25 protein-coding genes are annotated in these 26322 nt (G+C 65.7%); 10 read left to right on the top strand and 15 right to left on the bottom strand.

Annotated features, from left to right (window positions below; genetic code table 11):
• Positions 1-12 precede the first annotated feature (12 nt).
• The 3 genes from ACFQZZ_RS02210 to ACFQZZ_RS02200 form a co-directional block, all read right to left on the bottom strand.
• On the bottom strand, positions 13-957 hold the full coding sequence (locus ACFQZZ_RS02210; protein WP_378673043.1) for an SMP-30/gluconolactonase/LRE family protein: 945 nt from the start codon (positions 955-957) through the stop codon (positions 13-15).
• A 195-nt stretch (positions 958-1152) separates the two neighbouring features.
• Positions 1153-1785 (bottom strand): NAD(P)-dependent oxidoreductase, encoded by a 633-nt coding sequence (locus ACFQZZ_RS02205; RefSeq protein ID WP_378673040.1) that lies wholly within the window; start codon positions 1783-1785, stop codon positions 1153-1155.
• Complete coding sequence (locus ACFQZZ_RS02200; protein WP_378673037.1) at positions 1782-2738, bottom strand: EamA family transporter; 957 nt, start codon at positions 2736-2738, stop codon at positions 1782-1784. Before ACFQZZ_RS02200 ends, ACFQZZ_RS02205 begins: the two co-directional genes overlap by 4 nt.
• Positions 2739-2817: 79 nt before the next feature.
• Between ACFQZZ_RS02200 and ACFQZZ_RS02195 the strand changes: the two genes are divergently transcribed.
• Positions 2818-3708, top strand: coding sequence for a LysR family transcriptional regulator (locus tag ACFQZZ_RS02195; protein WP_378673035.1), 891 nt, complete (start codon positions 2818-2820; stop codon positions 3706-3708).
• A 169-nt stretch (positions 3709-3877) separates the two neighbouring features.
• Here the strand turns inward: ACFQZZ_RS02195 and msrA are convergent, their stop codons facing one another.
• Positions 3878-4330, bottom strand: a complete 453-nt coding sequence (gene msrA / locus ACFQZZ_RS02190; protein ID WP_378673240.1) for a peptide-methionine (S)-S-oxide reductase MsrA — start codon at positions 4328-4330, stop codon at positions 3878-3880.
• A gap of 180 nt (positions 4331-4510) precedes the next feature.
• Positions 4511-5704, bottom strand: a complete 1194-nt coding sequence (locus ACFQZZ_RS02185; protein ID WP_378673032.1) for a serine hydrolase domain-containing protein — start codon at positions 5702-5704, stop codon at positions 4511-4513.
• A 499-nt stretch (positions 5705-6203) separates the two neighbouring features.
• On the opposite strand from ACFQZZ_RS02185, the gene ACFQZZ_RS02180 reads away from it, so the two are divergent.
• The 3 genes from ACFQZZ_RS02180 to ACFQZZ_RS02170 all read left to right on the top strand — a co-directional run bounded on the left by ACFQZZ_RS02180 (position 6204) and on the right by ACFQZZ_RS02170 (position 12104).
• A complete protein-coding gene (locus ACFQZZ_RS02180) occupies positions 6204-7490 on the top strand; it encodes an NtaA/DmoA family FMN-dependent monooxygenase (protein ID WP_378673029.1) in 1287 nt (428 codons plus the stop codon).
• Positions 7491-7641: 151 nt separating this feature from the next.
• Complete coding sequence (car, locus tag ACFQZZ_RS02175) at positions 7642-11151, top strand: carboxylic acid reductase (protein ID WP_378673237.1); 3510 nt, start codon at positions 7642-7644, stop codon at positions 11149-11151.
• A gap of 296 nt (positions 11152-11447) precedes the next feature.
• Positions 11448-12104 (top strand): hypothetical protein, encoded by a 657-nt coding sequence (locus ACFQZZ_RS02170; protein WP_378673026.1) that lies wholly within the window; start codon positions 11448-11450, stop codon positions 12102-12104.
• Between the two features lie 9 nt (positions 12105-12113).
• On the opposite strand, the gene ACFQZZ_RS02165 is transcribed toward ACFQZZ_RS02170, so the two are convergent.
• Entirely contained in the window at positions 12114-13853 is a 1740-nt protein-coding gene (locus tag ACFQZZ_RS02165) for a GMC oxidoreductase (protein ID WP_378673023.1), read from the bottom strand.
• Positions 13854-14073: 220 nt separating this feature from the next.
• Between ACFQZZ_RS02165 and ACFQZZ_RS02160 the strand changes: the two genes are divergently transcribed.
• Positions 14074-14772 (top strand): TetR/AcrR family transcriptional regulator, encoded by a 699-nt coding sequence (locus ACFQZZ_RS02160; RefSeq protein ID WP_378673020.1) that lies wholly within the window; start codon positions 14074-14076, stop codon positions 14770-14772.
• 13 nt (positions 14773-14785) lie between these two features.
• Here the strand turns inward: ACFQZZ_RS02160 and ACFQZZ_RS02155 are convergent, their stop codons facing one another.
• From ACFQZZ_RS02155 to ACFQZZ_RS02145, 3 genes are all read right to left on the bottom strand, one after another.
• Positions 14786-15049, bottom strand: a complete 264-nt coding sequence (locus ACFQZZ_RS02155; RefSeq protein WP_378673018.1) for a MarR family winged helix-turn-helix transcriptional regulator — start codon at positions 15047-15049, stop codon at positions 14786-14788.
• 83 nt (positions 15050-15132) lie between these two features.
• A complete protein-coding gene (locus tag ACFQZZ_RS02150; protein ID WP_378673015.1) occupies positions 15133-15627 on the bottom strand; it encodes a DUF4254 domain-containing protein in 495 nt (164 codons plus the stop codon).
• A 62-nt stretch (positions 15628-15689) separates the two neighbouring features.
• Positions 15690-15959 carry a hypothetical protein gene (locus ACFQZZ_RS02145; RefSeq protein ID WP_378673012.1) on the bottom strand — a complete coding sequence of 90 codons (270 nt, stop codon included), beginning with the start codon at positions 15957-15959 and terminating at the stop codon, positions 15690-15692.
• 154 nt (positions 15960-16113) lie between these two features.
• On the opposite strand from ACFQZZ_RS02145, the gene ACFQZZ_RS02140 reads away from it, so the two are divergent.
• The 4 genes from ACFQZZ_RS02140 (at position 16114) to ACFQZZ_RS02125 (ending at position 20425) form a co-directional block, all read left to right on the top strand.
• Positions 16114-17013 (top strand): helix-turn-helix domain-containing protein, encoded by a 900-nt coding sequence (locus ACFQZZ_RS02140; protein WP_378673010.1) that lies wholly within the window; start codon positions 16114-16116, stop codon positions 17011-17013.
• A gap of 35 nt (positions 17014-17048) precedes the next feature.
• Positions 17049-17873 carry an SAM-dependent methyltransferase gene (locus ACFQZZ_RS02135; RefSeq protein ID WP_378673007.1) on the top strand — a complete coding sequence of 275 codons (825 nt, stop codon included), beginning with the start codon at positions 17049-17051 and terminating at the stop codon, positions 17871-17873.
• Positions 17874-17938: 65 nt separating this feature from the next.
• Positions 17939-18334, top strand: coding sequence for a hypothetical protein (locus tag ACFQZZ_RS02130; protein ID WP_378673004.1), 396 nt, complete (start codon positions 17939-17941; stop codon positions 18332-18334).
• Positions 18335-18472: 138 nt separating this feature from the next.
• Positions 18473-20425 (top strand): GMC family oxidoreductase N-terminal domain-containing protein, encoded by a 1953-nt coding sequence (locus tag ACFQZZ_RS02125; protein WP_378673001.1) that lies wholly within the window; start codon positions 18473-18475, stop codon positions 20423-20425.
• On the opposite strand, the gene ACFQZZ_RS02120 is transcribed toward ACFQZZ_RS02125, so the two are convergent.
• Positions 20422-20841, bottom strand: a complete 420-nt coding sequence (locus ACFQZZ_RS02120) for a winged helix-turn-helix transcriptional regulator (RefSeq protein ID WP_378672998.1) — start codon at positions 20839-20841, stop codon at positions 20422-20424. The two genes, ACFQZZ_RS02125 and ACFQZZ_RS02120, sit on opposite strands and share 4 nt — an antisense overlap.
• A gap of 67 nt (positions 20842-20908) precedes the next feature.
• Here ACFQZZ_RS02120 and ACFQZZ_RS02115 point away from each other — a divergent pair, with 67 nt between their 5' ends.
• On the top strand, positions 20909-21817 hold the full coding sequence (locus ACFQZZ_RS02115; protein WP_378672995.1) for an NADP-dependent oxidoreductase: 909 nt from the start codon (positions 20909-20911) through the stop codon (positions 21815-21817).
• Here ACFQZZ_RS02115 and ACFQZZ_RS02110 read toward each other — a convergent pair whose 3' ends face one another.
• The 5 genes from ACFQZZ_RS02110 to ACFQZZ_RS02090 all read right to left on the bottom strand — a co-directional run bounded on the left by ACFQZZ_RS02110 (position 21818) and on the right by ACFQZZ_RS02090 (position 26274).
• Positions 21818-22189 carry a hypothetical protein gene (locus tag ACFQZZ_RS02110; protein ID WP_378672992.1) on the bottom strand — a complete coding sequence of 124 codons (372 nt, stop codon included), beginning with the start codon at positions 22187-22189 and terminating at the stop codon, positions 21818-21820.
• Positions 22190-22200: 11 nt separating this feature from the next.
• Positions 22201-22677, bottom strand: a complete 477-nt coding sequence (locus ACFQZZ_RS02105) for a roadblock/LC7 domain-containing protein (protein ID WP_378672989.1) — start codon at positions 22675-22677, stop codon at positions 22201-22203.
• 57 nt (positions 22678-22734) lie between these two features.
• Positions 22735-23127: a hypothetical protein gene (locus ACFQZZ_RS02100; RefSeq protein WP_378672986.1), complete on the bottom strand. Its 393-nt coding sequence runs from the start codon at positions 23125-23127 to the stop codon at positions 22735-22737.
• A 291-nt stretch (positions 23128-23418) separates the two neighbouring features.
• A complete protein-coding gene (locus ACFQZZ_RS02095) occupies positions 23419-24189 on the bottom strand; it encodes an SDR family NAD(P)-dependent oxidoreductase (RefSeq protein ID WP_378672983.1) in 771 nt (256 codons plus the stop codon).
• Positions 24190-24276: 87 nt separating this feature from the next.
• On the bottom strand, positions 24277-26274 hold the full coding sequence (locus ACFQZZ_RS02090) for a LuxR C-terminal-related transcriptional regulator (protein WP_378672980.1): 1998 nt from the start codon (positions 26272-26274) through the stop codon (positions 24277-24279).
• Between the last annotated feature and the right edge of the window lie 48 nt (positions 26275-26322).

Raw genomic sequence — 26322 nt, 5'->3', positions numbered from 1 at the left:
CCCTGAACCTACTCATCGGGGTCGATCGACCGCGACGGCGTTGTACGGCGTGGTCGGCGTCGGCGGCGTGGTGAAGCGGGCGTCCGGCAGGTACAGGCGTCCTCCGAAAGCCGCGACGGTCGTCGGTATGTCGAAGCGCGGGTCGGTGACGCGCCGTTCGACCGTGCCCGTCGTGCCCGCACGGTTGAGCGCGACCACGGCGATCGCGTTGAGCCGGTTCTGTACGACAAACAGCGTGCTGCCGTGCAATAGCAGTCCGTCACCGTTGGGCACCGCCTCGGTGCCGAGATCGACCTGCTGCGTCGCGCCCGTCGCCGGGTCGACGCGGAACAGTCGGCCGGTCACCGACTGCACGATGATCAGCCCCGTGCTATCGGGCGTGCGCACGATCCCGTTGGCGTTGATCGCTCCGGGCAGGTAAACGATGTCGCCGGACAACGGCCGTCGCACCACCGCCGCGGGGGGTGGCAGCGCACCGTCGCGGCCAACGGGCAGGTGGTACAGCACGGGCGTGCTCGAGTCGGTGAACCACGCGCCCGTGGGCGTGACCACCACGTCGTTGACGAACGTGTCCGGCGGCGTTCCGAGCCGGTAGCTCGCCAGCACCGCGCCCGTACGGGTGTCCACGACGCGGGCGTCGCCCCCGATGCCGCCGGCGACGAACAGCCGACCGCGCTGGTCGACTTCGAGCCCGAGCGACGGCGTACCCGGCCCTGGGTTCAGGATGGCGCCCCGCCCCGTCACCAGGCTGGCGCGGTAGATGGAGCCGTCCGCCCGCGAGCCGAAGTAGGCCACCGGCAGCGACCCGATCGCAATACCCTCCGGCTGGAACCCGGCGGGCAGGTCAATCGCGGTGGGGAAGGACACCGGACGGTGCGCCGCCGCCCGGTCCGCGGGTACCAGCACCGTCACGCCGAGGCAGGCGAGCGCGATCGCGATACCGAGGACTCGCTTCATCTCATCGTTCCCTCCGTCGTCATGCCGGCCGGGCCCGCCGGCATGATCATCTGATTCCGGTTGAACCGTTCGGGGTGGTCGGCGCCGGCACCCTGTTGGTGTATCCGCTCTACGGGGTCCGCGGCAGCGAGTGCGTCGACAACCTCGTCTTCCCGATCACCCGGTCTTACATCGGCGATGTCGTCCTCGTCGGGCCTAGTAACTGACGGTGAAGTGTTTGCTTCCGCGTGGGTTCTCGAGCTCGTCGAGGACGGCGACGGCGAGGTCTTCGGCTGAGATTCGGGACGTGCCGTCGGCGCTGGTGATGAGTGTGGTGGTGCCGCGCCGGTACTTTCCGGTGCGGCGTCCGGGTTCGAGGACGGCGGGTGGGCTGAGATAGGCCCAGTCGGCCGAGTGTGGTCGGCAGGCGTCCAGTTGCGCGGCGCTGGCAGCGGCGATGGTGCGCCATTGTTTCGGCACGTACTCCGGGCTGTCGACAACGAGTCGGTCGGGGTGTCCCGGGATCTGTAAGGGGGCGGCGCCACCGACAACGAGGATGCGCGTCCGGGCTGTCGCGGCCGCGTCGAGCAGCGCCGTCGTGGTGGTGGCGAGGGTGTGTTCGTGTCCAGGGGCAGGACGGGTCGCAGCCACGATCGCGTCGGTGCCGTCGAACAGCCTGCTCATGTGGTCGGGGTCGTTCGCGTCGCCTTCGACGGCGGTCACTCCGGGCGGCAGGGCGGCTGGCCGCCCTTTCCGGAGTACCGCGATGAGTTCATGGCCCCGGCTTGCGGCTTCGTTGACGACGCGCGAGCCGACCATGCCCGCGGCTCCGACGACGGCGATCTTCATCGAGGTGTCCTTTCAGGTGTGGGTGTTGAAACAGAGTCGGGTGAGCGGGTGGGCGCCGGAAGCTGTCCCGCGACGATCGCGGCGAGTGAGAGTCCGAACCCCACGAGTTGGATCGGGCCGAGTGTCTGGCCGAGCAGGATGGCGCCCAGAACTGTGGCGACCAGCGGCGAGAGCAGGGCGAGAACCGAGACAGAGGTGACGGGCAAGGTGGTGATGCCGCGGAACCACAGGACATACGCGATAAGACCGCCGACCAGACCCAGCCAGAGGTAGCCGAGGGCAGCGGTCGGGTTGATCGCAGGAGGTGGCCCCTCGACAAGAAATGTGACAGGCAGCAGGAATAGGCCTCCTGCGGCGAGCTGCCAGCCTGCGAACGCGGTCGGACTGGCCTCGGGGGGACGTCCCCAGCGCTTGGTGAGCGTCAACCCGAGCGCCATCGAGGCCGCGCTGGCCAGGCCCGCCACGATCCCGGTGATGTCGAGTGCCGCATTCGGCCCGATCACCACCAAGCCGACGCCGACCACGCCGGTTACTCCCCAGGCGAGGCGCCAGGCGGAGGGGCGCTCGTGCAGGACGATCAGGGCCAGACCGGCGACGATGAGCGGCTGGGCCGCTGTCAGGGTGGCGGCCACGCCGCCCGGCAGGCGTTCGGCCGCGATGAACAGCAGCGCGGTGAGCATGCCGACGTTCAGCACACCGAGCACTGCGGCCTTCCCCCACCAGGCTCCACGCGGCAGCGTCCTGGTGATCGCCAGCGCGATCAGGCCGGCGGGCAACGCGCGCATGAGTCCCGCGAACAAGGGATGTCCATGTGGGAGAAGCTCGGTGATGACGATATAGGTGGTGCCCCATGCCAAGGGAGCGACTGCCGTCAGGGCGGTGCGAGGTAGATCTCCATAGGGAGCACCGCTGCGGGGTCCGCCGGAAACCCTTTGTGCTGCTGGACTTTTCACACTCGCTATCTCACACCGCAGCGATCAATGAGTCCAACACATGTTTGTCACCTCATCAATCTCAATGCAAGATTGATCAATGGAGCTTCAGCAGATGCGCTACGTCGTCGCCGTTGCCGAGACGAACAGCTTCACCCAGGCCGCTCAACGATGTCTGGTCGTCCAGTCCGCCCTCAGTCACCAGATCGCGCGCCTGGAACGGGAACTCGGCACGAGACTTTTCGAGCGCACCAGCCGCCGGGTGCGGCTGACGCCGGCCGGTGCTGCGTTCCTCCCCGCCGCCCGCCAGTGTCTGGACGCCGCCGAGCGCGCAGCTGCCGAGGTCGCCGCGGCTGTCGGAGAGGTGCGCGGACGTCTTGCCGTTGGCCTGATCCCTACTGTCGCCGCGGTCGACATCCCGGGCGCGCTGCGTGACTTCCGTCAGCAGTACCCGCACGTGCGCATCAGCCTGCGTGTGGGCGCGAGCGACGACCTCGCCGAGCAAGTCAGGCAAGGAGCCATCGACGTGGCCTTCCTTGGGCTGCCTACCACAGCGCAACCCCAAGGTGTCGCCGCCCGCGAACTCGCCCGTGACCGACTCGTCGCCGTGGTCGCACCGGACCATCCACTTGCCGACGCACAAGTGGTCGACCTTCGCCGGCTTTCCTCCGAGGTTTTCGTGGACCTTCCGGCCGGGACAGCCGGACGTGTCCAATCCGACCAAGCCTTCGCAGCCGCTGGTCTCGACCGTGACGTCGCCTTCGAAGTGACTACCGCAGACTTCATCGCTCGACTCGTCGAGCCTGGCCTCGCCGTGGCCATGCTCCCCTCCGCCTACGCACCTCAGCTCACTGGCGTAATCACCATCGAGGTCGCTGACGCGCCGGCCCGCGTCGAGTACGTCATCTGGAGCCGCTTCAGCCGCACGCCGGCGGCGACCGCCTTCCTCGCCGTTCTCGATATCACGGCACAAGATGGACACGACTCGTGAAGCGTCTCGGATCGTCCGCCACGAGTGGGTGCTGACGGCGGATGTGCCGCCGAGCGCGGCGACTGCGCCACCTGAGCGAGGTGGCGCAGTCGGTTGCGCATGATCTCAGCGTCACCTACCTGCCCTGTATTCGAACGCACTCGACTCGCAAGGCCTACGGCGCGGTGGTCTACCGGGTCGGCAGCTTCCAACCGGGCCGCGGAAAGTGGCAGGTGTAGCCGTCCGGATAGCGTTCCAGGTAGTCCTGGTGCTCGGGCTCGGCCTCCCAGAACTCACTCGCCGCGGTCACCTCCGTGACCGCCTTACCGGGCCACAGGCCCGAGGCGTCGACATCGGCGATGGTGTCCAGCGCGATACGTTTCTGATCGTCGTCGAGATAGAAGATCGCCGAACGGTAGCTGGTACCTACGTCATTGCCCTGGCGATCCTTCGTTGTCGGATCATGGATTTGGAAGAAGAACTCCAGCAGCGCCCTGTAGTCCGTCCGCGCTGGGTCGTAGATGATCTCCACGGCCTCCGCATGGCCCGGGTGATTGCCATATGTGGGGTGGTCGTTGCGCCCGCCGCTGTACCCGACACGCGTCGACAGCACACCCGGCTGCTTACGAATCAAATCCTCCATGCCCCAGAAGCATCCGCCGGCCAGAATCGCCTTCCGCGTGTCGGTCACGCCTCCTCCTTCTGCTCGGTCGACAGCGCGGCCACCGCCGCGAGATTTCGGTTGTATTCCGGTGCCACATGACCTCCTCGTATCGACCCCACGTACAACCCGTTCTCCGGCTCGGAAAATCCCACCCAACCGTCATGAGACGTGCGGCGGGCGGTCCGGAACGACGACGGCACCGATCGCGGTGCCCATGGGGACGGCGTTGTCGGTGTTGGCGTCGACCATCGGCCCGAGGGTGGCATAGACGACGATGGTCGTCTCGGTTTTCATGTCGTATAGGGCGACGCCGTTGTATCCGCCGAATGCCGGGTTCATGAAGAGCCAGTCGTCGAAATGGGCGACCCCGAACGCGAAGTACTTCTGGGGAGTCAGTGGGCCGAGCCCAGCCGTCGACGCCGCCATCATCTCCTTGAACTGTGCGTCGGAGAGCAGCTTGCCCGTGCCGAGCGCACGCACCCACCGTCCGACATCGGCGACGGTGGAGTTCATGTTGCCGCTGTGCAGGAAGGCTGTGGGATTCCAGAACGTGGAGTCCTCGAATACGTCGCGCTCGTTCGTGTAGCCGTGCAGGATCGGCTCGGTTATCTGTGGAGTGAGCACCACCTGGCTCTGGTGCATGCCCAGCGGATCCAAGATGTGCTGCTCGAGCAGGTCGCCGAGGGACTGACCGGTCGCCTTCTCCAACACCACGCCGAGTAGGACCAAGTCGCTATGGGCGTACGCCCAGTTGGTGCCGGGCTCGAACAGCGGCGGTCGTGAGTTGGCAAGCTCGAGGATCTCCCGTGAGGTCCACCCCAGCATCGGGTTCGCGTAGAAGCGCTTGAGAAACTCGGGATCGGTGACATAGTCCGCGATACCCGTGGTGCTGTTGGCGAGCATCCGCGGGGTGATCTTGTCGGCGCGGGGGAAGTCGGGTACCCACTTGGCGATGGGCTCGTCCAGCCGCACCACCCCCGCCTTGTCGAGCTGCAATAGCACCGTCGAGAGCATCGGCTCCATCGGCTGGCCCACCCGCAGACGCATATCAGGCGTCGCCGAAATGCCGAGCGGGGATCCGCCGAGCGCACCGAGAACGATCTCGTCGTCGCCACGCCACACACCGAACACGGCAGCGCTGAGACCGAGTTCGGCTAATTTGCCGCGGGCGGTCACGACGATCCTCGCGGCTTCGGAGTTGTCGACGCGCGATGTCTCCGCTCCCGGCTCAGTCGCGGGCTGCCCGTCTTCGGTGTGACGATCCGATCCGCAGGCTCCGGTAGCCAGCGCGATGACAACCGCGAGCGCACCGCATGCCGTGCGGTGTATCCACGGGCGATTCGGCACGCTCATGACGGCGATCCCTTCGCATAGGAAACAGCCCGAGCAGCGTTAACTGAATGTACGCCGGTGCCACGCGGTGTGAAAGAAGACGTCGCCAGCTTCCGTGGAACCGCACGCTAAGGTCGGCGCACGGAAGTCGCGCGGCAGGGGAGTTTCCTGGGACCGGTAGGAATGCCGGCGAGCGGGTGTCCGCTCCGCGCCGTTGCGGCGCGGACACCCTCGACAGGTGGATCAGGGGGCGGCGGAGTTCGTGAGGTCTTAGACCATCACGGTGCCGACTTTTGTTGCGCTGTAATGGGTTTGTACCCATTCGGAGACCTGGTCACCCATGTTCGGCTCGGTGCCGCCGTCGGTGGGTGGCGGCCGGGAGCCGGAACGCTCTTGCGGCAGGAAGCAGCCGATCTCGTCGTCGGAGCCGATCCCGACCGATACCGTTGTTTATGGCTGCTAAAGAATTCGGCTGATCCGAACCGTGGCCGCCGATCGCGTCGAGTGCTGGACTCGAACGATGACTTCTGCAAGACGCCGGACGCTGAAGACGGTCACCGGAGTCAGCGGCGCCGTGAACGTGTATGCGGCCGCGATAGATCCGCGGCAGTCGACCGTCGCATCCTCGATCGAGATCGCGAAGGTCGCGGAGGCCAACAAGTTCGACGCGCTGTTCGCCGCCGACCTGCTGAGCTTCGGCGCGCAAGGCGCGATCGGCGCGCAGGAGCCGCTGATCTACTTGTCCGCGTTGAGTTCGGTGACCTCGGATGTCGGTCTGATCGCCACCGTGACCAGCACCTTCCATCATCCCTACAATCTCGCGCGGCTGTTCGGCACCCTCGATCATGTGAGCAATGGCCGTGCGGCGTGGAACGTCGTGACTTCGTCTGTGGGCGAGGAGAATTACGGCGACCAAGACCTGCCGAGCCCGGAGGAGCGGTATGCGCGGGCAACCGAGTCCCTCGAAGTGATCAACGCGCTGTTCGACAGCTGGCATTCGGGCGCGTTGACGCCCGACGGCCTTGGCGGCGCGATCCTCGACCCGGCACGAGTGCGGCCGATCGACCATGCGGGACAGTTCTTTACGGTAAAGGGGCCACTCAACATCCCGCCCTTGCCGCAGCGGCGGCCTGTGCAATTCCAGGCGGGGCAGTCAGCGGGCGGTATCGAGCTCGGCGCCCGGTTCGCGGAGGTCGTTTTCACCTCACTGCCGACGCTCGAAGACGCCTTCACATATACGAAAACGGTGCGCGCCCGCGCGGCCGAACTGGGACGCGCCGATTCGTTGCCGTTGATCATGAGCTCTTTCCACGCCACCTACGGTGCGACCGAGGAAGAGGCGCGCCGACTGGTCCGCGAGGACGCGGAGGCAACCGATCTGGATGCGGGCAGAATCCGCCTGGCAGACATGTTCGGCGGCGGCATCGACCTGTCGGAACTGCCCCTGGACAAACCCATCCCGCAGCATCTGCTGCCGGAGATGGCCTCGGTGAACCGCCGACGTGGACGAGTCGAGATCTTCACCAAGCTCGCGGCATCGGGCCGGACACTGCGCGAGTTGATCATCGCGTCGAAAGACACCGGGCACTGGGCGGCGGCAGGTACTCCGGAGCAGTTGGCAGACGCGATCGAGGAGCGCTACCGGGCGGGAGTGCTCGACGTCATCTCGCTGGGTGGGCTCGCGGACCCACGGACCCGCGACTTCCTCACCAACGGACTACTCCCCGAACTGCGGCGCCGGGGCATCGTCGGGGCCGACTACATCGGCGGTACTTTCCGGGAGAATCTCGAACTTCCGCCGCTGTGACGCCGAGGCAATGGGCAACAGGATATTCGCCCATTGCCCGTTCCGCGCCGATCCTGGAATACTTAGGCAAGCTAACATATTGCTGGATATGGTGTCTTCCGTGAGTGCACGGAGCGACCGAAGGTTGACCGACGACCCGAGGAGGTGCGCAATGGCCGCTGACGCGCGGGAGCGCCTTATGCGCCGCATCGCTGACCTGTATGCGGCCGAACAAGAGATTCGTGACGCACAGCCGCTCGAAACGGTCAACGAAGCGATTCGACATCCCGAAATGCGCCCGGCGCAGATCGCCGCGGCGGTCATGACTGCCTACGCCGACCGACCCGCCCTCGGACAGCGCGCCGTCGAGCCGATGGTGGACGTTACGACCGGCCGTCATTCGCTGCGACTGCTGCCCACTTTCGAGACCATCAGCTACCGCGAATTGTGGACGCGAGTCGCGGCGGTGGCGAGCGCGTGGCATCACGATCCCGAGCATCCTTTGCGTGCCGGTGAATTCGTGGCGATCCTGGGATTCACCAGCCCTGACTACACCACGATCGATCTGGCCTGTCTACATCTCGGCGCGGTCGTCGTCCCGCTGCAGGCAAGTGCGTCGGTCGCTCAGCTGACGGCCATCGTCGAGGAGACGGCCCCGCGCATTCTGGCCGCGACACCGGAACATCTCGCGGCCGCCGTCGACTGCATTCTTGCGGGCGGATCGACGCGACGTCTGATCGTTTTCGACTACCACCCCGAGGACGACGACCAGCGCGACGCGTTCGACGCCGCTCGGCAACGTCTCGCCGGCGTCGGCAGCCAGGTGTCCGTCCATCCACTGGAGTCGGTCCTCGAACGGGGACGCGCACTTCCGCGGGCCCCGTTGGTCGTCTCCGCGGCCGAGGACGATCCGCTGGCCCTGCTCATCTATACCTCGGGAAGCACCGGCACGCCGAAAGGCGCGATGTACACCGACCGGTTGGCCTCGACGATGTGGCTCGGTGCGCCCCCGGTGTCCGCGATCAATCTCAACTACATGCCGATGAGCCACGTCGCGGGGCGCATCTCGCTGTTCAGGGTGCTCGCCCGTGGCGGCACCGCCTACTTCGCCGCCAAGAGCGATATCTCGACGCTGTTCGACGACATCTCACTGGTCCGTCCGACGGAACTGTTCTTCGTGCCGCGAGTGTGCGAGATGGTGTTCCAGCGCTACCAGAGTGAGATGGACCGCCGTGCCCTACCGGGCCGCGACCATACGGACCTCGACAGTGAGGTGAAAGCGCAACTGCGCGAAGACTTTTTCGGCGGTCGCTTCATGACCGCTCTCTGTGGGAGTGCGCCGCTGGCCGCGGAAATGAAGACATTCATCGAGTCCCTGCTCGACTTGGATCTGCACGACGGTTACGGCTCGACAGAGGCGGGCGGCGGCCTCGTCATCGACAATCTGGTGCGGCGGCCACCCGTGCTCGACTACAAGCTGGTCGACGTGCCCGAACTCGGCTACTTCCGCACCGACCAGCCGCACCCGCGCGGCGAGCTACTGCTGAAGACGTCCACCATGATTCCCGGCTACTACAAACGGCCCGATATCACCGCGGAGATCTTCGACGCCGACGGTTTCTACAAGACCGGTGACATCGTCGCCGAGTTGGGACCGGATCAGCTTGTCTATGTCGATCGCCGCAACAACGTACTGAAGTTGTCCCAGGGTGAGTTCGTGGCTGTATCGCGTCTCGAGGCCGTCTTCGCCAACAGCCCGTCGATTCGCCAGATTTTCGTCTATGGCAGCAGCGAACGCGCTTATCTGCTCGCGGTAATCGTGCCTACCGAGGACGCACTCACCGACGCTCCTGACCTGGATGCGCTGAAAGTGTCACTCGCCGAGTCGCTGCAACGGATCGCCGTGGACAGCGACCTCAACTCCTATGAGGTCCCGCGCGACTTCCTCATCGAGACCGAGCCGTTCACCGCCGACAACGGGTTGCTCTCGGGCATCGGCAAGTTGCTGCGGCCCAAGCTCACCGAGCGCTATGGCGAGCGGCTCCAGCAGCTGTACACCGACCTTGCCGAAGGTCAGGCGAGCGAATTGCTTGCGCTGCGCCGAGAGGCCGCAGATCTGCCGGTGCTCGAAACCATCAGCCGCGCCGCCCGCGCGCTGCTCGGCTGTGCGGGCGCCGATCTGCGGCCCGACGCGCACTTCACCGATCTCGGCGGCGATTCCCTTGCCGCACTGTCCTTCTCGAATCTGCTGCAGGAGATCCTCGGCGTCGAGGTGCCGGTCGGCATCATCGTCAGCCCGGCCAATGATTTACACAAGCTCGCGGTTTATATCGAGGCGGCGAGGGGCTCCGTATCCCAGCGTCCGACGTTCGCCTCGGTGCACGGTTCCGGCGCCGACCGAGCCAGGGCCGACGATCTCACGCTGGACAGGTTCATCGACGTCCGGACTCTTACTGCCGCACAGGACCTCCCGCGAGCTGTCGCGCCCGCACGCACCGTGGTGTTGACCGGAGCCAACGGCTACTTGGGCCGGTTCCTCTGCCTCGAATGGCTCGAACGCCTCGATCGGACGAGCGGCAAACTGATCTGCATCATCCGGGGACGTGACGCGGCCGCCGCAGGTAAGCGGCTCGAGGAGTCGTTCGACAGCGGCGACGCCGAATTGCTCCGGCACTTCCGGGACTTGGCAAGTAGGAATCTGGAGGTCCTCGCCGGCGATATCGGCGAGCCGAATCTCGGCTTGGACGAAGCGACTTGGCGCCGTCTTGCGGAAAGCGTCGATCTCATCGTTCATCCGGCCGCCCTGGTAAATCACGTGCTTCCCTATGGCCATTTGTTCGGACCGAACGTCGTCGGTACCGCGGAAATCATTCGCCTGGCGATCACCACTCAGCTCAAGCCCGTCAACTACCTCTCGACCGTCGCGGTGGCCGCGCAGATCGACCCCGCGGTCTTCGAGGAAGACGGCGACATTCGCGACATCAGCGTCGTGCGGGCCATCGACGACAGCTACGCGAACGGTTACGGCAACAGCAAATGGGCGGGTGAAGTGCTGCTGCGGGAAGCGCACGACCACTGCGGTCTTCCCGTTGCGGTCTTCCGGTCGGACATGATCCTGGCCCACAGTCGATACGCGGGCCAGCTCAACGTGCCCGATATGTTCACCCGCCTGCTGATCAGCCTGCTTGCCACCGGCATCGCGCCGTACTCCTTCTACGAGACCGGCGCCGACGGCGCGCGGCAGCGGGCCCATTACGACGGCCTGCCCGCCGACTTCACCGCCGAAGCGATCGCCACCCTCGGCGCGCAGGCTACTGCGGGCTTCCGGACCTTCGATGTGCTGAACCCGCACGACGACGGTATCTCGCTGGACGAATTCGTCGACTGGCTGATCGAGGCGGGACACCCGATTCAGCGGATCGACGACTACCGCGAGTGGTTCGCCCGCTTCGACACCGCGATTCGGGGCCTGCCCGAACAGCGGCGGCAAGCGTCGCTGTTGCCGCTGCTGCACGCCTATCGGCGGCCGGGCCCGCCCATCGATGGATCGGTCATTCCGGCGAAAGGCTTCACCGCCGCGGTTCAGGCCGCGAAGATCGGTCCCGACAACGACATTCCGCACCTGTCGCCATCCCTGATCCACAAGTACGTCGCGGACTTGCGGCAGCGTCACCTATTCTGACGACGAACGGGGCGATCCCGGCTCTGCACGAGGCCGCTGAATGACCGAAAGATTATGTGCCCGAAGATAACTGACGGCCGTTTCGGTGGTCTCTCGGCCATTCGGTCGCCATAACTGGCAAAGGTGTGCAATCTTGTTATTGCACAACGGCATTCATAGGGAACCCGAGCTTGCCCAGGCGACGGCAAAGGGGGTGCGGCGAAAGTATGTCGTCGTCGAACACATCCGAGTCCGGCGGCCATGTCGCGGCACGTCGTGGCCGGGGTAGGGCGTCGGGCGTACCACTGTGGCCAGGCATGATCTCGTCGGAGCCGCCACGGCGCTACACCACACCGGAGCGGTACGACCCACCGCAGCGTCTGAAACCACCGGTGCGCCTGGATCCGAGACAGACTCTCGATCGGCAGCGACGGCCCCAGCGCCGCCCTGGTCGTGCACACCATGGACCGTTGCGTTTCTGGTGGCTGGGTGCGTTCGCGATCGGCGGGTCACTGGCGACAGCGGCAGTTGTGCTGGTCTACAGCGCCGCCGCCACCAACCCACGCCAGTCCGCGACGGTCGCGGACCCGGTACTCGGCGGCGGGCCAGGGTGTGAAGCGACCCGGAGCGAACAGTTGGTGCGCGGCAACGGTATCGGTTCGACCACGACCGGTCCGGAGGTGATTCTCGCTTTCCAGCACGCCTACTACGTGGAGCGTTCGGGAGAGGCGGCGCGGGCGGTCACGACTCCGGACGCGTCGGTACCGCGGGTCGAGGTGATCGACGCGGGCATCGCGTCCATCCCGCCCGACAGCAGGCACTGCGTACTGATCGTGCCGATGAACGACGGCCGGTTCGACGTGGTGATCACCGAGAGCCGTCCCAACGCGACCGTGCGGACCTACCGACAGATCGTGTCCGTGGCGGATCGCGACGGTGCCGTCATCATCACCAAGATCGCACCGCCTGGCTGACCTCGAGGTTCAGGCGGTCGCGCTCTCGTCGGCCGCACCACGGCCGCTGCGGATCTCGACGATCGGCAACACCAGCGCGGTCGGTACGCCAGCGGGCACGACCGGACTGTTGGGCGCTACCGGCGAGATCTGTTGGTAAGCAACGCCTTGCTCCGGACGTGTGTCCTGCTCGCCGTTGTTCGGCCAGTAGGCCGCGGCCCGCTCGGCCTGTGCGGTGATGGTCAGCGAGGGATTGACACCGAGGTTCGCCGACACCGCGGCGCCATCCACGACGCTCAAGGTCGGGTATCCGTACACGCGGTGGTAGGCGTCGATGACACCGGTTTCCCGGTCGGCGCCGATGGGCGCGCCGCCCAAGAAGTGTGCGGTCAGCGGGATATTGAAGATCTCGCCCCAGCTGCCGCCCGCGATGCCGCCGATCTTGTCCGCGACTCGTCGGGTGACGTCGTTGCCCGCCGGGATCCAGGTCGGGTTCGGTTCGCCGTGGCCCTGCTTGCTGGTCAGCTTGCGGCCGAACACGCCTCGCTTGGTGTAGGTCGTGATGGAGTTGTCCAGGTGTTGCATCACCAGCGTGATGATCGTGCGCTCGCTCCAGTTCTTGACGCTGAGGAAACTCAGCAGCGTTAGCGGGTTGCGCAGCACAACGCCGAGGAACCGCAGCCAACGCGGCATCCGACCGCCGCCGTCGACCATCAGCGTCTGCATCAGACCCATCACATTGGAGCCCTTGCCGTACCGGACGGGCTCGATATGTGTGTCGTGGGTGGGATGGATTGACGATGTGATTGCGACGCCCTTGGTGAAATCCACTCCCGGGGTGACCTTCTTGGTCGCGGCTCCGACGATGGATTCGGAATTCGTCCTGGTGAGTTGGCCCAGGCGATCGGACAGTTCGGGTAGTACACCCTTGTCGCGCATAGCGTGCAGCAGCTTTTGAGTGCCGAGGGTGCCCGCGGCGAGGACGACCTGTCGGGCGGTGTAGGTCGCCGGGCGCTTGCGCACCCAGGCTCCGGTGCGTTCGGTCGACACATCCCAGGTACCGTCCGGAAGCGGGCGCAGCTGGGTGACCGTTGTCATCGGAACAACCTGCGCGCCTGCCTTTTCCGCGAGGTACAGGTAGTTCTTGACTAGGGTGTTCTTGGCGCCGTGCCGGCAGCCCGTCATGCATTCACCGCATTCGAGGCAGCCGGTGCGCTCGGGTCCGACACCGCCGAAATACGGGTCCGCCACGGTCTTGCCCGGCTCGCCGAAGAACACGCCGACCGGAGTCTGCACGAAGGTGTCGCCGACGCCGAGGTCGTCGGCCACCTGCTTGAAGATTTCGTCGGCCGGTGTCATGTGCGGATTGCGGACCACACCGAGCATCTGCTGCGCCCGCTCGTAGTACGGGGTGAGTTCGGCGCGCCAGTCGGTGATGTCGCGCCACTGTGCGTCCTGGAAGAAGGGCTCCGGCGGCACATACAGCGTGTTGGCGTAGTTCAGCGAACCACCGCCGACTCCGGCGCCACCGAGGATGAGGACGTTGCGCAGCGGGTGGATACGCTGGATGCCATAGCAACCGAGCTTGGGTGCCCACAGAAACTTTCGTAGGTCCCAACTGGTCTCGGGTAGCTCGTCGTCGGCGTAGCGCCGACCCGCCTCCAGCACGCCGACCTTGTAGCCCTTCTCGACCAGCCGCAGCGCGGTCACGCTGCCGCCGAACCCTGAACCGACGATGAGTACGTCGAAATCCGTCTCTCGCTGGTCCATACGGTGCTCCTCGATCAGTGTCCTCAGTGACACCGCTAACACTACTACCGAGTAGGTTCGGTCCGATTGTGGGCTGTCAGCAAGTGGATACGGGCAGGTAGTGACAGTTCACAGCGGGGTTTTCCAGGCGGCGGTGTTCCACATGGTCGGTCGATATCTCTCGTCAAGAGCAGTGCTCGCGGTTGTTGACATTGCTCTCTGAAAAATGCACGGTGGTGTCATGCCGACGACTCCACGCGCCCGTGCCCGCGCGCAGACTATGGCCGACATCGTTCGGATCGGCCGCGAACATCTGGCGACCGACGGTGCCGCCGCGCTGTCGCTGCGTGCGGTGGCGCGCGACCTCGGCGTCGTCTCCTCGGCGGTCTACCGATACGTGCGCAGCCGAGACGAGCTGCTCACCCTGCTGGTGGTGGAGGGCTACAACGCGCTCGGCGATGCCGTCGACGCGGCGCTCGCGCAGGCGCCCGAGCACCCGGAGGAGCGATTGCGGGTGGTCGGCCGGGCCGTGCGCACCTGGGCGTTGGCCGAACCTGCTTGGTACGGGCTACTTTTCGGCACGCCGGTGCCGGGATATGACGCGCCCGCCGAACAGACCGTCGCCCCGGGCGTCCGGGTGATCGCCGCGCTGTTGCGGATCTACGGTCAGGCCTACCGCGCCGGACAGCTCGCCGAGCCCTCCGAGCCTGTCACCGTATCTCCCGCGCTCGCGCCGAGCTTCGAGCAGATCCGCATCGAGTTCGAGCTCGATGCGCCGGACTGGCTGTTTTCTCGCGGGATCACGGTGTGGAGCGCGATGTTCGGTGCGGTGAGCTTCGACGTCTTCGATATGTACGGCCGTGACACCTTCGTCGATCGGGCCGAACTGTTCGAGCTCCAGCTCGACCGGCTGGTGGACCTGCTCGGTTTCCGCCGTTGATCGTTCGCCAGGTCTAGCGCTCGAGTTTGCGCAACAGGTCGCGCAGCGTCCGCAGGTCGTCGGGGGATAGGGCGGCGACCGGGTCGGGGGTGGCCATTGCCTGGGCCAGCACGGCGCGGCCCGCCAGTGTGATGGAGACGTGCTTGCGTCTGCGGTTCGTCGGGTCCACCTCGCGGACGACCAGACCCAATTCTTCGAGATTGTTGACGACCACGGTGGTGGCGGGCGCATCCATGGCGGTGCGCCGCGGCGTCAACTCCTCAACCGTTGTATTCACGCAACCATTGCGTTCTCACAACTGTTTCACGGGCAAGTCATCGTGACGGGCCTCGCAATCGGGGCCTTCCGGTCGGCGGCTGTTTATCTCCGGGCAGTGGCGCGGGGGAGTTGGCGCTTGCCGCCGAGGACCTCGGCGACCAGCGCGTCGTAGGCGGTGCTGATCTCATCGAGGCGATTACGGGCTCGGCGTGCCTCTGTGTGGTTCGGCGGTAGTGATCGGGTGGCGTGCTCGGCCTGCACGAGTCGCTCGGCGAGGCGGTCGACGACGGGCCCGAGCCCTTCGGTGTGCATGGTCGGGCCAGTGTGTGCCGTCGGCACGTTTCGGCTCACCCACATGTCGATCGCGGTGATCAATTGCCCTCGGTGTGTGTCGATTTCGGCGACGCGGGCGGGATCGTCCATACGCCGGCGGTGCAGGCTGCCGGCATGGCTCGCCGACACCGCCAGCGGGTGATTGCTCGACCCGTCGTCATGTATTGCCTCCATCAGCTCCTCGGCGTTCGGCAGCAGGCCGGGCCGTTGAGGCGCCGCCGCGGTCTGCCGCCGCCGAAACTGTTGTGCGTCATGGATAGTCATCTGTGCTCCGCTCGCAGACGCCGCTCCGTATGGCGTCTCCCTATATGGATCCAGTCCATGCCCTAGTCGTCATCCAGGTCGGCCGACATATACGCGGCCGCCGCCAGCCATCGATCACACGGCAGGGTGTGTTCGGCGGCTAGTATCGCTCTCGCGGTGAGGTCGTTCAACTCCGGTTCGGTGCCGTCCGATAGGCAACAGCGGTGGCCGGCGGCGATCCGCTTCCCGACTACCGGCACGGTTCCGGATGTGGCGGGTTTGCGAGCTGAAATAGGTAGCGGCGCAGGGGCTTTCCTGCGCATCTCATCGTCGGCAATCGGTCTGGTCGTCATCAGCCGATGCCCCTCTCCGAGCTGCGGGAACTGCGGTCTGTGACGCCCGCTGCCTCGGCGTTCCGTGATATCGTGAATGTGTTAAATGTACCGTGATTATCACGCTTCAGGAAGTGGAGCGGAATAATCGGGGCAGTTGGATACGCTGGGGGCCATGGCTACGCGACCGCGAACCGCACGAAAACTGCTGCTGGGGCGCGAAATCGAGCACATGATCAAGACTGCGGGCATCAGTCAGACCGACGCGGGGAAGATCATCGAGGTAGGCCAGAGTCGAATCAACGGGCTCATCAACGGCATTGGCACAATCTCCGTGGGCGATCTCGAAAAGCTGGCGGGCGGATTGGGTTTCGGCGACGCGAGCTACGTCGAGACCCTGCTCGAGCTCAGGCGCGACAATCACCGGCGCGGCTACTGGAGCACAAGTCATCGCCGCGCCTACAGCGAAGAGCTGCGGCTACTGGTCGATCTGGAGGCGCACGCCGATCTGCTGCGCACGGCGGAGGCGGAGATCATGCCCGGTCTTGTGCAGTGCGAGTCCTACATCCGTGCATTGCACAAGCCCGAGATCCCCGGTGCGGGCGAGGCCGACGGCATCACTGTCGAGGACTTGGTGCAGGCGCGACTCGCTCGGCAAGAAATCCTGGTCGAGCGCAATCCGCCCGAGTTCCGCGCGATCCTGTCCGAGTCCTGCCTGCGCCGCGAATACGGTGACCGCAACGTGATGGTCGATCAGATCGAGCACCTACGCGACCTATCCCGAAGACCGAACATCCTCATCCAAGTGCTGCCGTTCGCGATCCCGACGAACGGTGCGGGGATGGAGGACCGGTACACGCTGATCCGGGTGCCCTCGCCCGGTGCGGCCGGAGATCTGGAGATGGCGATCGACGAACTCCAGGGCGACATCCGCTACATCGACGAAAAACCCGCCGTCGCGCGTCGTGAAACCGTCTGGTCGCGGCTGAGCGCTGCCGCGCTCAGCGCCGAGGATTCGCGGCAGTTCATGGAGCACGTCGCCCGCTCGTTCCGTCGCAAAACAGCTACCTCGTGATGAACCGCTCGTAAGCCGCACGAACAGGAGCCTCCATGGCCGCCAACGACTTCGAGTCGCGCGAGATCGACCCGCGCGTACCGTCCGCCGCTCGCCTGTATCACTACTACCTGACCGGCGAGCCTGTGTTCGATGCGGACAAGCTGTTCGCCGAGCGGGTCTTCGCGCGATTTTCCCACCTCGATACCTGGGCGCATCACAACCGCGACTTCCTCGGTCGCGCCGCGCGATTCATGGTCGAGCAGGGTATCGGGCAGTTCCTCGATATCGGATCCGGCCTGCCGACCGGCGGCAACACCCATGAAGTGGTCCGCGAGTCCGCTCCCGACGTGCGCGTGGTCTATGTCGACAACGACCTGGAAGCGGTCAACCGCGCCCACGATCTGCTGCTGCGCCAAAGGGCTCTCGACACAACGGCGATCGTCGAGGCCGACCTGCGCAACCCCGACCTGATTCTCGATCACGCCGACACCCGCCGCCTCATCGACTTCGACCAGCCGGTCGGCTTGCTGATCGTGAGCGTCTGGCCGTTCGTGCCGGAGTCGGAGCGCCCGCTGGAACTGATGGCTCGATTGCGGGACCGACTACCTGCGGGCAGCTACGTCGCCATGACCCATGTGTCGCTGGATGACGCGGGCACGGAGATCCAGCAGCAGATGGCCTCGGCCGCCGAGTTGTACGACGAAACGTCGGATCCAGTGACGTTGCGCAGCCGCGACCAGTTCGCGGCCCTCTTCGGCGGCTTCGAACTGGTCGAGCCGGGCATCGTCTATGCCCCCGACTGGCGGCCGGATCGACCCGTAGATGTCGATCATCCGGCACGGCCGTGTAATTTCGCGGCCGTCGGCTATACGCCGTAACACGGGAGGGTAGTGACTCCTGAGTTGCTGCGCCTACCAGTTTTACCCCGTAGAAAGGAACGACAATGGAGCCGACCTTCACTATTGGCGAATTCATCAAGGCAGCGGCCAGTTCACCCAAACAGAACTGTGTTCGCGTCGCCCGCCGGGACGGCTGGACCGCGGTCTGGGACGACAAGCTTGCCGATGAGCACATCGCCCTCGATACGACGCTGTCCGGCGAGCAGCTTCTGTACTTCACCGACGAGCAGTTCGATGCCTTCCAAGACGGTCTGCGGGCCGGTCGCGCCGAGGGGCCGTACTTGACGACGCGGCACGACAACGGCGGCTACGTTTTCAGTGCCGACGCGGCCGCGCCGCAGCCGGTGGACGGGGTGGAGTTGCACTTCAGTTCGGCCGAGGTCGAGGCATTCCGGTCCGGAGTGCTGAACGGAGAATTCGAGCGGGCACGGTTCAGCTGACCGCGAGTCATCTCGAAGCAGTTGCGCTCGGGTAGCCGCACTACCGCTACCCGAGCGGCCTCGTAGTCACCTGCGTACCGCCGCGTTCTCACGGGCTTCCGCTGCCGGTGAGTGAATTAGCCAATATGCTTCTCGCTCATGCCATTGACTGCCAAGCAGCGAGCTACGCTCGGCCTCATCTGCGACACCTTCACACCAGGAGACGGGCCCGATCTGCCCTCCGCGACGCAGATCGGGGCCGTCGACGTTGTCGAGCAGCTGCTCGAACGCAATCCGAGCGCGGCCGACAAGAAGGCATTCGACGTTCTGCTCAACGCCTGGGATTCCCGAACGTTCGGTGTGCTCACGGGCCGAGGCGCGCGGCGGTTCTCCTCGCTGAGTCCGGAGGACCGTGAGCAGGCGCTGCTCGGTCTCGGCGGCTCCAGGGTCGCGCGTAAGCGCGCGTTGTTCCAGGCGCTGAAGTCGGCGGCGGTGACGGCCTACTACGTGGCGTCCGGGCCGACCGGCGTCCATCCCGCTTGGGAGCGAATGGGATTCGCGCCGCCGCCCGGCCCGTTGCCAGACGCGCCCGCACCCCGTTTGCGGCCCGTGCAGCCGACCGAGGATACGACCCTGGATTGTGACGTAGTGGTGATCGGGTCCGGCGCTGGCGGTGGGACCGCGGCGGCGGTGCTGGCCGCGGCCGGTTTGGAGGTGGTGGTCGTCGAGCGCGGCGGATACTACGACGACGAGAACTTCGGTTCCGGTGAGCTCGACGGGTTGCTGCGTTTGTACGCTCCCGGTCCGGCCACGACCGCGGAAGGGCAACTCGGTCTGGTGGCCGGGACTTGTCTCGGCGGCGGCACGGTCGTCAACTGGACCACGTCGTTCCGCACACCCGACGCGGTGCGCGACGAATGGGCGCGAGTGGGCGCCGAGCAGTTCGCGACCGATGAGTTCACCGAGGCACTGGACGCGGTGGAACGCCGGATCTCGATGAACCGCGACCATTCCGCCATCTCCGCTCGCGATACCGTGCTCGAGCGCGGAGCGACCCAGCTCGGCTGGCACATCGATGCGATGCCGCGCAATGTGCGCAACTGTGATGCGGGAATCGAGTGCGGCCGTTGCGGTTTCGGCTGCCGGATCGGTGCCAAACAATCGGTTGTGAAGACCTGGCTGGCCGACGCCGCCGAGCACGGCGCTCGGATGCTGATCGGTACCGATGTCCGAAAGATCATGGTGGACAAGGGTTCCGCGGCCGGCGTCGAAGCCGTCACGGCCGCCGGAAATGCGATCACCATCCGGTCCCGCGCTGTTGTCGTTGCCGCAGGCGCGATTCAGACTCCGGCACTGCTGCGCAGGTCCGGCATCACCGGCAAGAACATCGGCAGATACCTGCGACTACACCCTGCGACCGCCGTGTTCGGGACGTTCGACGAAGAAATCCGCCCGTGGGAGGGCGGTATGCAGACCCGCTACTCGACACAGCACAGCGACCTGGACGGCGCGGGGTACGGCGTCATCTACGAGACCGGGCCCATGACACCGGCGATGTCGGTGGGCTTCATGAACTGGAGCGGCGGCGCGCAGCATCGCGATGCCATGCTGAACCTGGCGCACACGGTCGCGGTCGGGGTCATCACCCGCGACCGCGACCACGGTTCGGTGTCGATCGATCGCGGGGGCGAAGCCGTGGTCCGATATCGGCTGTCCGGCCACGACAAGAAACACATGCACTCCGGAATTGAAGGAGCCGCAAGGATTCTCGAAGCCGCAGGGGCCCGGCGAATCTTCTCCGGCCATCAGTCGGGGCCCGCTTACGAACCGGGTGTGCATGGTTCGTTCGAGGAGTTCGTGGCACAGTGCCGCAGCGCGGGCTACGACCCCGGTCGATGCGCGATGGGTGCGCTACACATCATGGGCTCGGCCCGGATGGGCGGATCCGCGGCGGATTCGGCAACGGATCCCGATGGTGCGGTGTGGGGTTTCCCGAATCTCGTTGTCGCGGACGGATCTTGCTTCCCCACCGCATCCGGTGTGAATCCGATGGTGTCGATCGAAGCCATCGCCTACATGAACGCCACCCGGCTGGCCGCCCGCTTGCGCTAGCGGAGCGGCTGCGGCTCCCGTGCCGCTCTGGCATCGAAATCCTCGCGTGCGGCGAGGATTTCGATGTGGTGTCGCTCCGACCACATGCCCATCGCGTGGCTGAGCTCCCCGAGGCTGGCGCCGAGTTCGGAGAGCGAATACTCCACTCGGGGCGGCACCGTCGGATAGACGTCGCGGCGAACCAGGCCGTCGCGTTCGAGGCCGCGCAAGGTCTTGGTCAGCATCTTCTGGGTGATGCCGTCGAGACGACGGCGCAGGTCGTTGAATCGCACCGGGCCGTCGCTCTTGCGCAGCACGCCGAGCACGAGCAGCACCCATTTGTCCGCGAGCACGCTCAGCACTTCCCGTGCCGGGCAATGTCGTAGGTAGCTTTCGACCAGGTTGGGGGAGGGATCCCAGTCCCAGGCAGTATCCATTGGGTACCTCGGTATCGGAAAGGTGCCTTCTTTCCAATTGATACTAGGCCGCCGCAGAATCATCGGCATGCTGGCAATCACGCAACAGACATACGGCGGTCCGGAAGTTCTCGAGACGGTAGAGGTCGATCGGCCTCGACCAGGGGTGGGCGAGGTGTTGGTCCGAGTGGCCGCGACAGGGGTGAATGCGGCGGACTGGAAGGTCCGCTCGGGACTGATCCGTGGACTCGGAGATCCGCCCTTCACCCTCGGCTTCGATGTGTCCGGAGTCATCGAAGAGCTCGGCGCGGGCACGACGCGATTCCGGCCCGGCGCCGAGGTCCACGGCATGGTATTCAGCCGATTCGGCGCGTACGCCGAATATGTTGTCGCACAGGAGGTTGCACTCGCCGCCAAACCGGCGACTCTGGATCACGTCCACGCGGCCGCATTGCCGACCGCCGCGCTGACGGCCTGGCAGGCCCTCGCGGAGCTGCAGCCCGGACAACGAGTGCTCGTGCACGCCGCGGCGGGCGGCGTCGGTCACCTGGCGGTACAGATAGCCAGAGCGCGCGGCGCGCACGTGATCGGCACCGCCCGCACAACGAATCACGAATTCTTGCGCGGCCTCGGTGCCGACGAGCTGATCGACTACACGGCAACGGATTTCGCCGCCGCGGTGCGGGACGTCGATGTAGTACTCGATCTCGTCGGTGGCGAATACGGCTCGCGCTCACTGCCGGTACTGACCACGAGCGGCCGAATCATCGACGCGCAGGGCAACGACGCGGAGACCGATCCCCGATACCACCGCCATTACGTCGTCCCCTCGGGCTCCGATCTGCGGGAGATCACAGCCGCCGTCGAACGCGGCGAACTCCGGGTCGAGATCGACCAGGTGCTGAGCTTGGCGGACGTCGCGAAAGCCCATCAACTCAGCGAATCCGGCCGGGTCAGGGGAAAGATCGTATTGATCCCGTGGAACCCTCCGCGCTGATCACACCTCCAAGTCCTCCTCGATGCCCTTGAGGCGGTGCCGGGCCAACGCCAGGTTCGCCCGGCCTCGGTCCAGGGCGAGGTAGAGGAATAAGCCTTTGGCCTTGCGGCCGGTCATCGGTCGGATGATGTGGTATTGCGCAGACAGTGTGATGAGGATGTCCTCGATATCCTCGTTGATACCGAGCTGTTCTATGGTGCGCATTTTGGCGCGCACCACCTCGGTGTTGCCCGCAGAGGCGACCTGGAGGTCGAGGGACTTGGAACTGCCGAGCACGCCGAGTGCCATGCCGCTGTTGTAGTCGACGACGGCGGCGCCGATCGCGCCGTCGATCACCATCATGTCCTTCAGTGACAGATCCATGTTGGACATGTCCGTTCCTTTCATTCGGTGTTGGTTGCCTGGTCTTTTCTGGGGTCGTTCGTCATCGCCGTCAGATGGTCGGTGATCGCGCGGGCCACCGGGCGTGACTCCAGATGGAGCCGGCCGACATTCACCTCGGGGCTCGCCAGCACAGTCAGCGAGTTCCAGCCCGCGGCGTAGATCACCACGTGCCCACCGGTGCCGCGGACCACCACCTCGTGGAAACCGCCACCGTGCGCGGTGGTGGCCAGCCGGTGCGACAGCGAGAGTTGCGCCGCGGCCATCGCGGCCATCCCGGAGGGCTCGATGTGCGGCGGCAGATCGTGCGCGACGAGCAGCCCGTCGTTGGACGCGACCAGCGTGCCGGTCAGCCACGGAACGCGATCGCGTAGCAACTTCAGCTCCGCCAGCACCACCGTGTTCTGTTCGGGTCCGGACATCGCCACCTTGGTCAACCTTCCCATCAGTTCGCCGAGCAGTTTCTTCCGCGCGGTCACGAAAGCTCCTCCGAAGCCGCCCGCAGGCAGAAGAGCACCTCGTGGTCGACCGCGAGTTCAGCGCTCATGACCGTCCTCGGCCAATTCGGCGAGGATTCCGCGGAGCTGAAACCGCGCCATCGCCAGATTCCCGGTGTCGTCGTCGAACAGAACATGTACGAAAAGCCGGCCGTCGAAGTCGCCGTTCACCAGATTCAATAGGTGATAACCACGGGTCCCGCAGACAGTTATTTCGGTGATGTCGTCGTGGTCGCGGCCGGTCGCCAGCGCCGGGCAGCCGAGCACCGCGCGGACCACGTCGGTAGTGGCCGCGGCGTCTTCGTGTTGGTCCACCAGATCGTGCTGACCGGCCGCGGCGATCGCGAGACCGCTCGCGCCGTCTACCAGCGTCACGCTGCGCGCACCGGGAATATCCATGATGCGTTGCAGGCAGCCGTCAATACCGATCACCGCGCTCCTGGCCTGTCATGTGAGGGGTTTCAGAAATCCAGACGGTACACACTGCCAGCGAGTGATGAAAGGGCAAACGGCGGACAATTCCGGTCTGCCAAGCATTTCCCCTGGAAACGGGGATAAGAATACCCTGCGGTATCAATACCTTTCGGTATTTGGCAACCGCATGGGGACCGAATACCATTCGGTATTAATACCTTTCGGTATCGAGCGGCCAATGTCGATCGAATGCCGCTCGTAATTACCATCTTTCGGTACCCTCTCACCGGAGAGAGTGCTCAGCGACCGCTATTGAGCAAGGTAGCCGCCGTCGACCGGCAGGATTGCGCCGGTGATGAACGATGCGGCGTCGGAGGCGAGGAACGCGATGGCTTCGGCGACCTCGTCGGGTTCGCCGAGCCTGCCCATGGGGTGTTTGCCCACCATCTCGGAGATGTATTCGGGGCCGCCCGGCTCAGCTGCCAGCGCTCGGACGCGTTCGGTGCGAATGGTGCCGGGGGCGACGGCGTTCACGCGGATGCCGCTGGTGGCCCATTCGATGGCGAGGTGTTTGGTGAGGCCGGAGGCGACGTATTTGGCCGGGCCGTAGGCGGCTTGGCGAGCTTGGCCTGCCAGGCCGCTGATGGAGGACACACAGACGATGGCCCCGCCGCGCCCGCTGGCTACCATCTGCTCGATAGCGTATTTGCAGGTGAGAAACATGCCGCGGCCGTCAACCGCCATCACGCGGTCCCAATCCTGCGCACTGGTCTCCAGAATGCTCGACAGTGGGATGATCCCGGCATTGGCGACGACCATATCCAGCTGCCCTGTTGCGTCGACCGCGGCGCTGATCATCGTCCGCGCGTCCTCGGGGCGAGCGACGTCTCCGGTGACGGTCGCTATCGTGCGGCCCTCTGCGGCCAGCATCCGGCGCAGCGTATCGAGGCCGGTCTCGTTGATGTCGGTCGCGGTGACGGCGGCGCCGCGGCGGGCGAACAGTACGGCGGTGGCGTGGCCGATGCCGCTGGCGGCACCGGTAACGACACAGGACTTTCCGGTAAAACTCGATGTAGCCATGATGATTGCTCCTCAGCGCTACGAGCGGGCGGTGTCGGTCCTATGAGGCGGCCCCAGCGTAGTGGGTGGGGTCGATTGGTCGCCGCGCTACCCGGTAGCCGAGGCGGTGGACTCCGTCGATTCGGTTCCGCACGGCCGCAGTACGAATCGCAGTTCACTGCGCCTTGCGACATCGAGCTTGCGGTAGGCGCGCGTGAGGTGCTGCTCGACGGTGCTGACAGTGATGGCCAGGGTGTCGGCGATCTCGCGATTGCGCTTTCCGAGCGCCGCGAGTTCCGCGACGCGTCGTTCAGCGGGACTCAGGGTCTCGATACCGCCGGAGACCGAACGAAGTTGCGGGAGCGGCTGTGTCGTCGGCTGCGGTCGGCCGCTTCGTAGATCGCGCAGCAGAACTTCCGCGCCACAGGACTCGGCTATTCTGGCTGCCTCGCGGTTGAGCGTCCGCGATTTGTCGCGATCGCCGACGGCGCGGTGCGCCTTGGCGAGTTCACCTAGGTTCGTTGCCAATTCGAGCTCGTCGCCGCCTACTCGGGCAATCGCCACAGAATCCCGCAGCAGGCGGACACGTTGGTAGCGGTCACCGGTGGCGGCCAGTAGTCGCAGCGAAACACCGCCGGTGCGATGTCGGTCGGCGCCGCCGAGCAGTTCCAGATGCCTTGTCGCGTATTCGCAGGCTTGGCGGTGTTCACCGGTGGCGAGGTAGGCGGCCGCGACGTCATTGCGCCACGGAATCAGCCAGGGGAAATCCATCTTCCATCGGTGCATGAGGGCGCCGCAGCGGCGGAAATTGCGCAGTGCTTCGTCGGGGCGGCCGACAGCGAGGTGATGATGGCCTCGGGCGTGCAGGTAGGGCAGCCCGAACCGTGACTCGAACATGCTTGGGGGAGTCGGGCGTTGGAGTTGAGCCTCGGCCTCGGCGTGGCGGCCGGTGACGGTGAGCGAGCGAACCAGGGCGGCGATCGGTGTCCCGATCCAGACACCGAGATGTTCGGCAGGCACATGCTTCAACGCCGAAATCGCGTCGCTGGCCGCGCTGGCGGCGTTGCCCTTGCGCAGCATGGTTTCGGCACGCAACCCGGCGAAGATGGACTGCCATGTCGGTGCCCGGCGCGCGTCGGACTCGGCCAGCAGCGCGTCACACCAGGCCGCTGCGGTGTCGAGCTGGTTGGAATAGATGAGGCATTGCACCGCCGACACCAAGGTTTCGGTGGTGGTCGAGGCGAGTCGATGGCGCGTCAGCAAGCATTGTGCGAGCGCGGCGATCTCGCTGAGCGGGCGGGTGAACAATCCCGCGAGCAGATCGGCGCCGTTTCGGTGTGGCGAGTGCTGATCGGTGGTCGTCGGTAGTCGTCGTTGTCGGGCAGTGACGAGTCGCGGGTGTCGCTCGACGTGCGGCGGGTGCGAGTATCGGAGCCACGCGGCCAGGAATTCCGTCTCGGGTGTGATCTCGTCCCCGCGAAGGGAATCGAGTTGGGACAGTGCGTGATCGACGTGCCGGTCCTGCCCCTGCCAGAGCAGGTACATGATGGCGGCAGGCAGCACCTGGCGGGGAACTCGCCCCGCATACAGTGCCGCTCTGAGTCGGGTGAAGCTGCGTGTCCGGTTCGACGGGGTGCTGCGCCATTCGGCACAGATGAGCCTGATGGTGATTGCCGCCCGATCACCTGGATTGCCGGTCGCGCGGTAGGCCAACTCGAGCCGATCGACAGCCTGATCGATCTGGTCGTTCGCTATCGCCTCGTCGGCCGCGGCGACCAGTACGTCGGCGGCCCACGGGTATCCGGCGAAACCGGCGTCGATCAGCTGATCGGCGACCGCTTCCGCCGGAAAGCCCCTGTGATAGAGCAGTTCTGCCGCACGACAGCGCAACTGGTTGCGGACCTCTTCCGGGGTGTCGCGCAGTATTCGGTCGGAGATCTCGCGGCGATCGAAGCGGGCATCCGCGGACCCGGTGAGCTGTCGGGCGACGGACTGTACCGCTGCCGGGTCGGCCTCGAGCAGTTCGGCAATGAGGCCGAGTGAGCTCGCATCGCCGAGGACAGCTATGGCCTGACCGATCCGGTGCGGCGAGATCGGTTGGTGCATAGGTGAGCCCCTTCGTCGATGAGATATCCCGACTGTGGGCGGGCACCA

The organism is Nocardia sp. GCM10030253, from assembly GCF_042675075.1.
GTDB lineage: Bacteria > Actinomycetota > Actinomycetes > Mycobacteriales > Mycobacteriaceae > Nocardia.
Note: the sequence above shows the minus strand (reverse complement) of the source record. Positions and strands in the feature narration are given on the sequence as shown.

What these genes read in the sequence shown, in the direction of transcription:
- ACFQZZ_RS02210 (WP_378673043.1), bottom strand. Translation starts at nt 957, where the DNA reads ATGAAGCGAGTCCTCGGTATCGCGATCGCGCTCGCCTGCCTCGGCGTG.
- ACFQZZ_RS02205 (WP_378673040.1), bottom strand. Translation starts at nt 1,785, where the DNA reads ATGAAGATCGCCGTCGTCGGAGCCGCGGGCATGGTCGGCTCGCGCGTC.
- ACFQZZ_RS02195 (WP_378673035.1), top strand. Translation starts at nt 2,818, where the DNA reads ATGGAGCTTCAGCAGATGCGCTACGTCGTCGCCGTTGCCGAGACGAAC.
- msrA (WP_378673240.1), bottom strand. Translation starts at nt 4,330, where the DNA reads ATGGAGGATTTGATTCGTAAGCAGCCGGGTGTGCTGTCGACGCGTGTC.
- ACFQZZ_RS02185 (WP_378673032.1), bottom strand. Translation starts at nt 5,704, where the DNA reads ATGAGCGTGCCGAATCGCCCGTGGATACACCGCACGGCATGCGGTGCG.
- ACFQZZ_RS02180 (WP_378673029.1), top strand. Translation starts at nt 6,204, where the DNA reads ATGACTTCTGCAAGACGCCGGACGCTGAAGACGGTCACCGGAGTCAGC.
- car (WP_378673237.1), top strand. Translation starts at nt 7,642, where the DNA reads ATGGCCGCTGACGCGCGGGAGCGCCTTATGCGCCGCATCGCTGACCTG.
- ACFQZZ_RS02170 (WP_378673026.1), top strand. Translation starts at nt 11,448, where the DNA reads ATGATCTCGTCGGAGCCGCCACGGCGCTACACCACACCGGAGCGGTAC.
- ACFQZZ_RS02165 (WP_378673023.1), bottom strand. Translation starts at nt 13,853, where the DNA reads ATGGACCAGCGAGAGACGGATTTCGACGTACTCATCGTCGGTTCAGGG.
- ACFQZZ_RS02160 (WP_378673020.1), top strand. Translation starts at nt 14,074, where the DNA reads ATGCCGACGACTCCACGCGCCCGTGCCCGCGCGCAGACTATGGCCGAC.
- ACFQZZ_RS02150 (WP_378673015.1), bottom strand. Translation starts at nt 15,627, where the DNA reads ATGACTATCCATGACGCACAACAGTTTCGGCGGCGGCAGACCGCGGCG.
- ACFQZZ_RS02145 (WP_378673012.1), bottom strand. Translation starts at nt 15,959, where the DNA reads ATGACGACCAGACCGATTGCCGACGATGAGATGCGCAGGAAAGCCCCT.
- ACFQZZ_RS02140 (WP_378673010.1), top strand. Translation starts at nt 16,114, where the DNA reads ATGGCTACGCGACCGCGAACCGCACGAAAACTGCTGCTGGGGCGCGAA.
- ACFQZZ_RS02135 (WP_378673007.1), top strand. Translation starts at nt 17,049, where the DNA reads ATGGCCGCCAACGACTTCGAGTCGCGCGAGATCGACCCGCGCGTACCG.
- ACFQZZ_RS02130 (WP_378673004.1), top strand. Translation starts at nt 17,939, where the DNA reads ATGGAGCCGACCTTCACTATTGGCGAATTCATCAAGGCAGCGGCCAGT.
- ACFQZZ_RS02125 (WP_378673001.1), top strand. Translation starts at nt 18,473, where the DNA reads ATGCCATTGACTGCCAAGCAGCGAGCTACGCTCGGCCTCATCTGCGAC.
- ACFQZZ_RS02120 (WP_378672998.1), bottom strand. Translation starts at nt 20,841, where the DNA reads ATGGATACTGCCTGGGACTGGGATCCCTCCCCCAACCTGGTCGAAAGC.
- ACFQZZ_RS02115 (WP_378672995.1), top strand. Translation starts at nt 20,909, where the DNA reads ATGCTGGCAATCACGCAACAGACATACGGCGGTCCGGAAGTTCTCGAG.
- ACFQZZ_RS02110 (WP_378672992.1), bottom strand. Translation starts at nt 22,189, where the DNA reads ATGTCCAACATGGATCTGTCACTGAAGGACATGATGGTGATCGACGGC.
- ACFQZZ_RS02095 (WP_378672983.1), bottom strand. Translation starts at nt 24,189, where the DNA reads ATGGCTACATCGAGTTTTACCGGAAAGTCCTGTGTCGTTACCGGTGCC.
- ACFQZZ_RS02090 (WP_378672980.1), bottom strand. Translation starts at nt 26,274, where the DNA reads ATGCACCAACCGATCTCGCCGCACCGGATCGGTCAGGCCATAGCTGTC.